The organism is Edaphobacter sp., assembly GCF_035532915.1.
Classification (GTDB): Bacteria; Acidobacteriota; Terriglobia; order Terriglobales; family Acidobacteriaceae; genus Edaphobacter.
This window is the reverse complement of record NZ_DATKQC010000331.1, coordinates 1-9,844: the sequence shown is the minus strand read 5'-3', so window position 1 is coordinate 9,844 and position 9,844 is coordinate 1. Positions and strand designations below refer to the sequence as shown.

At 57.6% G+C, this 9,844-nt stretch carries 7 protein-coding genes and 1 pseudogene; all 8 read left to right on the top strand.

The genetic code is table 11. The annotated features are described in order from the left end of the window. Positions 1-1,179 (top strand): SLBB domain-containing protein (locus VMU57_RS15930; RefSeq protein WP_325385164.1); only part of this gene is annotated, 1,179 nt, incomplete at its 5' end. Positions 1,180-1,184: 5 nt separating this feature from the next. Further along, positions 1,185-2,501: a Wzz/FepE/Etk N-terminal domain-containing protein gene (locus VMU57_RS15925; RefSeq protein WP_325385162.1), complete on the top strand. Its 1,317-nt coding sequence runs from the start codon at positions 1,185-1,187 to the stop codon at positions 2,499-2,501. Continuing rightward, complete coding sequence (locus VMU57_RS15920; RefSeq protein ID WP_325385160.1) at positions 2,498-3,817, top strand: O-antigen ligase family protein; 1,320 nt, start codon at positions 2,498-2,500, stop codon at positions 3,815-3,817. Before VMU57_RS15925 ends, VMU57_RS15920 begins: the two co-directional genes overlap by 4 nt. Then, a complete protein-coding gene (locus tag VMU57_RS15915) occupies positions 3,814-5,004 on the top strand; it encodes a glycosyltransferase family 1 protein (protein WP_325385158.1) in 1,191 nt (396 codons plus the stop codon). The genes VMU57_RS15920 and VMU57_RS15915 overlap by 4 nt, the downstream gene beginning before the upstream one ends. 129 nt (positions 5,005-5,133) lie before the next feature. Then, entirely contained in the window at positions 5,134-5,823 is a 690-nt protein-coding gene (locus VMU57_RS15910; protein ID WP_325385156.1) for a response regulator transcription factor, read from the top strand. Between the two features lie 40 nt (positions 5,824-5,863). Beyond that, positions 5,864-7,666 carry a HAMP domain-containing sensor histidine kinase gene (locus tag VMU57_RS15905; RefSeq protein WP_325385154.1) on the top strand — a complete coding sequence of 601 codons (1,803 nt, stop codon included), beginning with the start codon at positions 5,864-5,866 and terminating at the stop codon, positions 7,664-7,666. A 161-nt stretch (positions 7,667-7,827) separates the two neighbouring features. Continuing rightward, the gene (locus VMU57_RS15900; protein ID WP_325385152.1) at positions 7,828-9,201 is read left to right on the top strand and encodes a hypothetical protein; all 1,374 of its coding nucleotides are present in this window, start codon (positions 7,828-7,830) and stop codon (positions 9,199-9,201) included. Then, positions 9,198-9,844: pseudogene (locus VMU57_RS15895) on the top strand (hypothetical protein); the annotation flags it as partial. The gene VMU57_RS15900 and the pseudogene VMU57_RS15895, both read left to right, overlap by 4 nt.

Below are 9,844 nucleotides of genomic sequence, written 5' to 3'. Positions count from 1 at the left end.
GTCCGCCTGGATGCACCAGATCTTCATCCCGAGACCATCGAATTCAGCGTTCCCGATGTTTTGATCGGCAACATGAATATCGTCCTGCAGCCATTCGATACCATCCGCATCTTCGGCCGATATGAACTCGACGCTCCCATGGTTTCCGTGCGTGGTGAAGTGGAGCGGCCCGGCAATTATCCCATGTTTAAGGGCATGACCGTTGCCGAGCTGGTGCGCACGGCGGGCGGATTCAAGCGCGATGCACTTCTGAACCAGGCCGACCTGGCCAGCTATCGGGTCCGGAACGGCACGCGCGTTGTTGTTCAACGGCAGGATGTCGACATTGGCGATGCAGTGATCAGAAACGACCATGCAGCGGATGTCGCACTCCGGCCCGGCGATGTGCTCACTATCCACCAACTCACAGGCTGGGAAGACATCGGAGCCTCCATCGTCGTAGAAGGCGAAGTGGCCCACCCGGGCAGCTATAGCTTGCAGGCAGGCGAACATCTGAGCGATGTCCTCCGGCGCGCCGGCGGTCTTCGGCCGGATGCATACCCGGAAGGCGCGGTACTCACGCGACCTGAGGTGGCATCTCTTGAAAAGAAGAGCCGTCAGGAACTGATTGCGCAGATTGAAGCCAGTGCTGCTTCTGCCCGCATCTCGCCCGGCGCCGGCGCCCAGAAGTCCGCGGCATTGCAGCTCATCCAGGAGCAGCAGGACCAGATTCTTTCCCAGTTGCGCAGTCAGCCTGTGACTGGGCGGCTCGTCGTCCATATCAATTCTGATATTGATCGCTGGGCCGGTACGCCTGCTGACATCGAGGTGCGCAGTGGAGATACGCTGCGCATTCCGAAACGCCCGGGTTTTGTCCTTGTCAGCGGCCAAGTTTACAGTCCCTCAGCCATCATCTTCATGCCGGGTCACACTGCCGGGTGGTATTTGAAGCGCGCCGGCGGTGCTACTTCGATTGCCAATCGGAAGGAGATTTTCATCGTCCGCGCCAATGGATCAGTTACCGGCCGCGGGTCACAGGCATGGTTTGATCGCGATGTTCTTTCAACGCGTCTCGACCCTGGCGACACGATCGTTGTTCCGCAAAAGATCATCGGACCCTCCATCACCTGGCGCAACCTGCTCGTCACCGCGCAGGTTGTCACGTCCTTGGCCATTGCAGCCTCGGTTGCAGGATTGTAGTGACTATGCCTCTCGATGTCCAAACAAATGCCGCCGTTGTTGATTCCCGTCAGGTCGCTGAGATGCAGGCCAGCTTTCAGAGCGCTCCACGCTTGCTCTACAACCTCCACGTCCTGTGGTCGTCCCGCACTCTGCTAATGCGTGTAACGAGCATCGCCTTCATCGTCAGCGTGGTCGTGGTATTCATCATTCCCAAGATGTATACATCGCAGGCACGGATTATGCCGCCGGAAAGGTCAGGATCGAATCCAGCGATGCTTGCGGCGCTGGCACAGCGCGCGACGAATAATGAAATACTCGGCGGATTGGCGATGAGCCTGCTCGGCGGGCACAACAACGGTGCGCTCTTTGTCGACCTGCTGCAAAGCTCTTCGGTCTCTGGCAGGCTCATTGACCGCTTCCAACTCCTGAGCGTCTATCACAAACGTTATCGCGTCGACGCAGCGAAAGTGCTTGCGCGTCGCACGCGCATCTCGCAGGACAAGAAGAGCGGTGTGCTCACAATCACAGTTGAGGACACTGATCCCGTGCGGGCCCACGACTTGGCTCAGGCGTACCTCGATGAGCTCAATGTCGTAGTCAATCGCACAAGCCACTCCACGGCGCACGAGGAACGCGTGTTCATTGCAAAGAGGCTCGTGAAAGTAAAAGAGAAGCTCTCTCGGGCGCAAGAAGCACTGAGCGAGTTCTCGAGTTCCTACACCGCGATTGATCTGAAGGAACAGGCAAGAGCCACGGTAGAGTCTGAGGCCAAGGCGCAAGGCGAACTGATCGCAGCGCAAAGTGGACTTGATTCTCTGGAACAGCTTTATGGCGATGACAATATACGAGTTCGCGCCGCGGAAGCACGTATCGCCTCGCTGAAGCACGATCTCGAAAAGATGGGCGGGTCGCCCGCGCCGCTCCCGGCCGTGACAGCGGCCGATGCGGACAAGGCCCCGCCTTACCTGCCTTTGCGCCAGGTGCCGCGGCTGGCTGTGCCCTACGAAAATTTCTATCGGGAGGTTCAGGTACAGGAAGCCGTCTATAACCTGCTCACGCAACAATACGAAATAGCGCGCATTCAGGAAGCCAAGGACGTTCCTGTTGTCAACGTAATTGACGCGCCCGGAATTCCTGAAAAGAAATCCTTCCCGCCGCGGACACTCCTTACCCTTGCCCTCACGGTTGTCGCGCTCTTCATCGCTTCCTTAGTTTTACTCGGTCGTCACTATTGGCTGCTCCTCGATCCCTTCGATCCGCGAAGACGCTTCACGCAGGAAGTAGCAGCCGATTTTCGTCCCCTGCACAACTGGATGCGGAAAAGAAGGGAGCGGGTATGAGTGAGAACCTGAATGTGGCTTCGAACTTGAGTGTCGCCAGCTTACGCGCAGATGTTTGGTCCACAACGCGGTATTTGCCACTTTCACTTCTCTCATTCAATGCCGGGCTCCTTTTTTCCGCGCGGACGATATTTGCTCTAGTTACGGCCCGATGGCTCAACATTGGCACCGAGCTGGGTGTTCTTGCCGGCTTCACCTTTGCCGCGGGATTAGCGGCAATTGCAATGCTCGGCGCCTTCGGCGTGCGACACCATGCAGGCTACACGCCCTGGACCTCTCGACCACTGCGATGGGTAATCCTGTATCTCACATTTTCGGGCTGCAGCTTGTTCTGGACCGCGTCGGTCTCTGTCACCTCCTCGGCTCTCTACTGGTTCTCGCTGGTTGGCGACGTAAGTATCGTGATTCTGCTCGTCCGCGGTGACGGATCTGAGCAAGTGGTGGATTCACTACTGAAGGGGTACATAGCGGGATCGTGCGCGCTGGCGGCGATCGCGTGGATGATGCCCACGGCGGCAGATCTGCGCCTTGGCGACATCGACTACTTCAATACCAACCAGATCGGCAACCTGTGCGCTCTTTCGCTGCTGATGTACAGCTTTCTTGTTACCCGCGGCCATGTTGTCTGGCACATTGTGCAGTGGTTCCTGGGCGTCACACTCCTGCGCAGTCTGAGCAAGGCCACTCTCGCCGCATTCATTATGTGCCTTCTCTACCGTTTCATTCGCGACGCCAGTATTCCTCGCAGGAAGAAATGGCGTCTAGCGTCTTTGACAGTCGTACTGACACTGAGTTTCTGGACCCTTCTTAGCGCCTACTACGACGTGTACACTACCGCCGGCAATCAGGCAGAAACTCTTACCGGCCGCACCGCTATCTGGGCCTGGACGCTCGATGCGGCACTGAAGAAGCCATGGTTGGGTAACGGCTTCGATGCGATGTGGAAAGTGGCTCCGCCATTCGGAGGCGAGCAATTTGAGGCTCGCCATGCTGAAAACGAATTACTCCAGCAGTTCTTCGCCTACGGTCTGTGCGGAGTCGTGTTGATGATCGGTATTTACGGCAGCCTCTACCGACGCATTCGCGCTTTGCCCCTCGACGCGGAACGCATTGCGTTGACTTCATTTCTCATTTATGTGGCAATCCGCGGCCTGGCAGAGGCTGAGCCGTTTGATCTTCTTCTGCCGCTTTGGCTGGTAACCGCCCTTGCTCTTATTCTCCAGCAAAGCGGCCGACGGCAAGCAACGGCCCCCAGTAAACCGTCGGCCCCAGCCAGCGTGAACGCGGTTGCCGGCGTGCTGAAAGGAAGCACATGAACGTCGTCATTGCCGCAATGTCCGCGCCCACGCACATGAACGGTGTTTCTCGCCACGCGGCGAACCTTGCTCGCGCCCTGCTAAGCACAAAAGCAATTTCGGAGATCCATTTCGTCGCCGGGGCGTGGCAGAAAGAGATGTTCCGAGGCGCGCTAGGTGTCTGTGATCCACGCCTGCATTCGCATTGGATCCCGCTTCGGGAAGCCAATCTAAGCCGGCTATTTTGGTATTACCGCGAGCTGCCGTGCATTGCGGCACAGCTCGAGGCAGACATTGTTCACCTTACATTTCCGGCACCGACGGCAGTGGCGGCCTACCCGTGCGCGACGGTTCTCAGCCTACACGATCTGTATCCGTTCGACATTCCGTGCAACTTCGGCCGCCTTAAGAGCGCGGTTGCACGGCACACAATCTTCCAATGCGTCCGCCGAGTCGACGCCATCGCCTGCGTCTCCTCTGTCACCCAGATGGAGTTCGCCAGACGGTTTCCAACGCTGACGCATAAGACTCAGGTCATTCACAACGTGGTCGAGTTCAGAGTGCCCGCCTCGATCTCCGGGAGACTGGAAACGCTGAAGGGATACCGCTTTATTCTCTGTGTAGCCCAGCACCGGTCCAACAAGAATATCCCGCTGGCGATACGGGTCTTTGAACGCCTCCTGGGCAAGAGGATTCTGCCCGCCGAAACTCGCCTGGTTGTAGTTGGTATCCCAGGGCCGGAAACTCGAAATATCGAAGAGGAAATAAGAAATGCCAGATTGAGCCGGAAGGTCCTCCTGTTTTCTGGCCTGTCCGATGCCGAAATGCGATGGTGCTATGAGAATTGCCTAATTCTGCTGGCCCCCTCAAGCATGGAAGGTTTTGGTCTTCCTGTCGCAGAGGCTATCCTTGCCGGTGCCCGAGTCGTCTGTTCAGATATCCCTGCATTTCGCGAAGTCGGCGGGGAGGCATGTCATTACGTTCCATGGACTCATGACCCGGTCGAAATCTATGTAGGTGCCATCCGTGATGCTCTTGGTGCTACGCCATATCGGTGCGTTTTGTCGCTTCAGCTTGCCGCTGCCTCAATTGGGGAGCGGTACGCCAGTTTCTACGGCGATGTGGCCTGTGCCACTTTTGCCCGGCGTGAACGGTTCCGCGAGCCCGTTCGGGTGGGCTCAGGGCCTGCCGGAATTCCCTGGAAATAGGGGAAAAATGTCACAATATTGTCATTTGTAACCTTTCCGGTAGCTTCCCGAGGCAATCTGGGGCAAAATAATCCAATGAGCATGAACTGCGGCCTGCAAGATGCTGCCCCGGTTTTAGGAGCACCCCCCGTGCTACATGAGCTGGGTTCCATCCTCGTGGTCGAGGACGATCCCAGAATGCAGCGGGTGCTGCAGCGGATGTTCGCGGCAGAACAATACAACGTTGTCTGCGCGGGGGACGGGAACGCCGCGCTTGAGCAATTTCACTCCCACAAGCCGGATGCGGTGGTTCTTGACCTCATCCTTCCTCGCATTTCGGGGCGCGAACTCTGCCAGAAGTTCAAATCTCTTGTTCCGGAGTGTCCGGTAATTGTCGTAAGCGCGATCTCTGAAGTGGTCGACAAGGTTCTGCTTCTGGAACTGGGCGCCGATGACTATGTGACCAAGCCGTTCAGTCCCCGGGAACTCATGGCTCGTGTGCAGGCGGCCATACGCCGGCGAAGAAAGCCCGCGACCGCTGTTACTTATCGATTCGCCGAGTGCGAGGTTGATTTCAAGAAGATGACGGTCGTCCGCAAAGGTGTTCCCGTTACCCTCACTTCGCATGAGTTTCGGCTGCTGAAGTTCTTTACGGAAAATGCTGAGCGGGTCCTTAGCCGCGACGAGCTGCTGAACGAAGTCTGGGGGTACAATTGTTATCCAACCACGCGCACCGTTGACAACCAAATCCTCAAGCTACGGCAGAAGCTTGAACCTGATCCGGCAAATCCGGCGCACTTTCTTACCATTTATGGAGCCGGGTATAAATTCGTTCCATAACTCTGTTGAAAGCGAAAGGGGCCGTGCCGGCGCGGACCCGGTGAATATTGTGTCCGATCGCAGGCAGGGCATCCGAACACAAATCCTTCTTATTCTGGCCATGTCTGTGATCACGGCCGGTGCCACGCTCGTCAGCCTGTTGGCCATTCGAGGCTCTCTGCAGGCATTGATCACACAAAATCTCTCCTCCGATCTGCGCCACTCTCTCACGATTTTCGAGAACATGCAGGCGCAGCATCTTGCCGCGCTTGACCGTGAGAATGCTCTGCTTGCCGATCTTCCCAGCCTGAAAGCGCTAATGACCACCAGCGATGAGCGCACCATAGAAGATGGCGGTGTCGAGTTCTGGAAGGTCAGCGGCAACGATCTTTTTGCTTTGGCCGATCGCGACGGCAACGTGAAAGCTGCGTACCTCAAGGGTGGTTCCGCGGGCGCGGCCTTTCGCGCAGATCTTCAACGCCTGTTCGCCTTGCGGAGGGCGAATTTCCTCGTCAGCAGTAAAGGATTGTTCGGCTGTTCTGTCCAGCCGCTGTATTTTGGCAGCCAGACGGAAGGCACGCTTCTTGGCTACGTAATCAGCGGATTTGCCATCGACCATGAATCGGTGGAGGGGCCCAGCGGCGCAACGGATGTGAAGGCAGTTTTCCGCAGCGGTGATCGCATCCTCGCCGGTTCTCTTCCCAAAATCAACGACACCTACATGCCGTCGATAAATCCCGGGATCTCTACGTCACGAGGCCAGCCAGGTACTCTCGTCGTAAACGGCGAGCGCTTTCTTGCAGTGTCGCATGACCTCTCTTCAAGAGCCACGGCTCCGCTCCTCCTGATCGAGATGAAATCCCTCGACCAGGAGGAGCGGACGATCCGGCAAATTGACCGGTTGGTTCTGCTCGCCGGCGCACTGGCGCTGGCTCTCGGGACGGTTCTCATGCTCGCGCTAGCACGCTTTGTCACCCGTCCCCTGGAGCAATTGGCCAGCGGCGTCAGAGCCTTCGCGAGCGGTAACAGCACGCACCTGCTTCCTTATCGGGGAACCCACGAAGTCCGGGAGCTTAGCGCTGCTTTCGCACGCATGCGCCGCGAAATCCTGCAGGCTAATCACGCACTGCTCGAATCGGAGCGCCTTGCCACCATCGGGCGGATGGCTGGTTCTGTTTCCCACGATCTCCGTCACTATCTTGCGGCAATTTACGCCAATTCCGAATTTCTTGCTTCGGAGAGCGTGCCGAAAGCCGAGCGTAATGAAGTTCTCGCGGAGATTCGCAATGCAGTGAACGGCACCACCGATATGCTTGAGTCGCTGCTGATGTTTGGACGCACCGGTGCTGGATTGCGCCGCTCGCGGCAATCCATCGCGATTCTCGCTGAACGTGCGCTCCACCTTGTGCGCGCTCATCCGGATGCCGCGCATGTTGAGTTCAGCCTTCACGCCGATGAACCCGCCACAACCGAGGCATTTATAGATGCGAAGCAGATCGAGCGTGCGATCTACAACCTACTTTTGAATGCTTGCCAGGCGCCGAGACCAGAAGGTGCATCCGCACACGTTGCCGTCGCCGTCCAGGGGCGTGACCAGGAGGTGGAGATTGACGTGACCGACAACGGCAACGGAGTGCCGCATGGCATTCTCACCACGCTCTTTGAGCCCTTTGTGAGCGAGGGCAAGCACAAGGGGTCGGGACTTGGCCTAACCCTGACCCAGAGCATTGCTGTGGAACACGGCGGAAGTGTGACTCTCGCGCGCAATGTTCCGGGCGAAACTGTCTTCCGCATGCAGATTCCGCGCGCCAGCCCCAACCCAGACTCGCTGGTCGGTAGCCGCGAACACGTGGAGGAAAAATGAAGGACAAACGGAAATCCGTCGGACGTTCATGCAGGTATGCCGCCGCTACACTGATTGCTTGTGTGGCCGTCTTCCTTGTGTCCGGGGCAGGCGCGCAGGCCCCGTCAAACGGGGCAAGCAAACCTTCCGTCCAAGATCGCATTCGTTCCCTGACAGACACGATGAGCCATGTTCAGGCCCAGCTCGAACAGTCGCAACGTGAGCTTGCTGAATTGCGGCAGCAGCTTGTCAGCTTGCAGGCGTCCGTCGGTGTTTCCAACCATCCCGCGGGGCCGTCGACATCTGAATCCAACGGAGCTGCCGATCTTGCAGCCGCAGTCGCCGAAATACGCGAGGCGCAGGCAATGCAGGAGACACAGATCGCCACTCTCGATCAGTCCAAAGTCGAAAGCGCGTCAAAATATCCCGTCAGGCTGAGCGGGATGGTCCTGTTCAACGGATTCGTCAATACGCGGCGCGTTGATGCCGCCGCCACACCATCCGTGGCGCTTTCCGGTCCGGGCTCAACAGGCTTGTCTGCGCGGCAAACCATCGTCGGGCTCGACATTGACGGGCCGCATGTATTGGGTGCGCGGACGCACGGTGACGTACGCCTCGATATGAGCGCGAGCGCCTCCGGCTCCGGCTATACCGGCAGCTACGCGCTTGGACTGGTACGGCTTCGTACTGCGCATCTTGATTTGAACTGGAGCAGCACGCACGCTTTCTTTGCGCTTGACCGGCCTCTCATTTCGCCTGAAACACCTTCCTCTCTCACGGCGATTGCGGTGCCTCCTCTGGCCTGGTCGGGGAATCTCTGGGTCTGGAATCCACAAGCCGGCCTTTCCTATGACGCGTTCACGTCTGGTGCAGGCTCGCTGCGTGTGCAAGCGGCGCTTATCGATACTGCTGACCCCCCGCCACTCTTTTCCAACCGGGAAACTGGCTCCTACGTGCCACCGTCCACGGGTGAAATTTCCCGTTGGCCGGGAATTCAAACCCGTGTCGCATTTGAAAGCTCTAATGAGGACTCGGGCGCACGATTTGGCATAGGCGGTTATTTCGCTCCGCATCGCACTTCAAACTCTCTCTTTACATTTGATTCGTGGGCGGGCGCTGCCGACTTTCGCATTCCCGTATCCCGATTTATGCAATTTTCCGGTAGCGCATATTGGGGTAGCGCATTGGGCGGCTTGGGAGGCGGCGCATATAAGGACTACGTAGCACTAAATAGCGAAGGCGAGGATTACTACCGAGTGCTCGATGACCGTGGCGGCTGGGTGCAATGGAAGCAGAAAACTGGCGAGCGGCTCGAGTTCAACGAGGCCTTTGGCATCGATAATGTGCCGGCCGGCCAGTTGCGGCCCTATGCCATCCCCACTCCAGTGAGTATCTACAATCTGGCGCGAAACCGCACTTTCACTAGCAATGTTATCTTCTCGCCCAGTGCCTATTTGCTCTTTTCGCTGGAGTACCGACGAATCATGACTTCTTATGTAACCGCTCCTTCAGCGTTCAGCGACGTAATTGGAGTCGCCGCGGGGTATAAGTTTTGAGGGCGTCGCAACCATCAACCCGCTTCGTCGCAGTGCTCACCGCCCTCGCATTTGCCACGAGTTTCGTCCCGGCCTGTGCGCAACAGCCGAGCACCATCACGTCAAAACTCTCAGGACGCGTCACTCTTCGCACGGTTCCCAAGTCGCACTCGCCTTCGATCGTCGTGTGGCTGACACCAATTGGCAAGTCGCTGTCAGTTCAGCCGCCTCCTCCGGGACACTTCAAGCTCATTCAGAAGAACCGAACATTTACACCTCATCTGTTGGTCGTCCCTGTCGGCAGTGTGGTCAGCTTTCCGAACGAGGATCCGTTCTTTCACAATGTATTCTCGCTTTTCAATGGCAAGCGCTTTGATCTGGGTCTGTACGAGGCCGGCAGCTCGCGCGAAGTCGCCTTCTCACGTGAAGGTGTTTCTTACATCTTCTGCAACATCCATCCAGAGATGAGCGCCGTTGTTATTGCGCTTTCCACTCTGCTGTACGACGTTGTAGGGTCCGCTGGCTCGTTCTCCATCCATCCTGTCCCTCCGGGCGTTTATGAGCTCCATGTCTGGATCGAAGGTGCTCCGCAGCCGGATCTCGACCACTTGAGCCGCAGGATTACACTCGCCGACGGCCAATCATCCAACGTCACGATTGATGC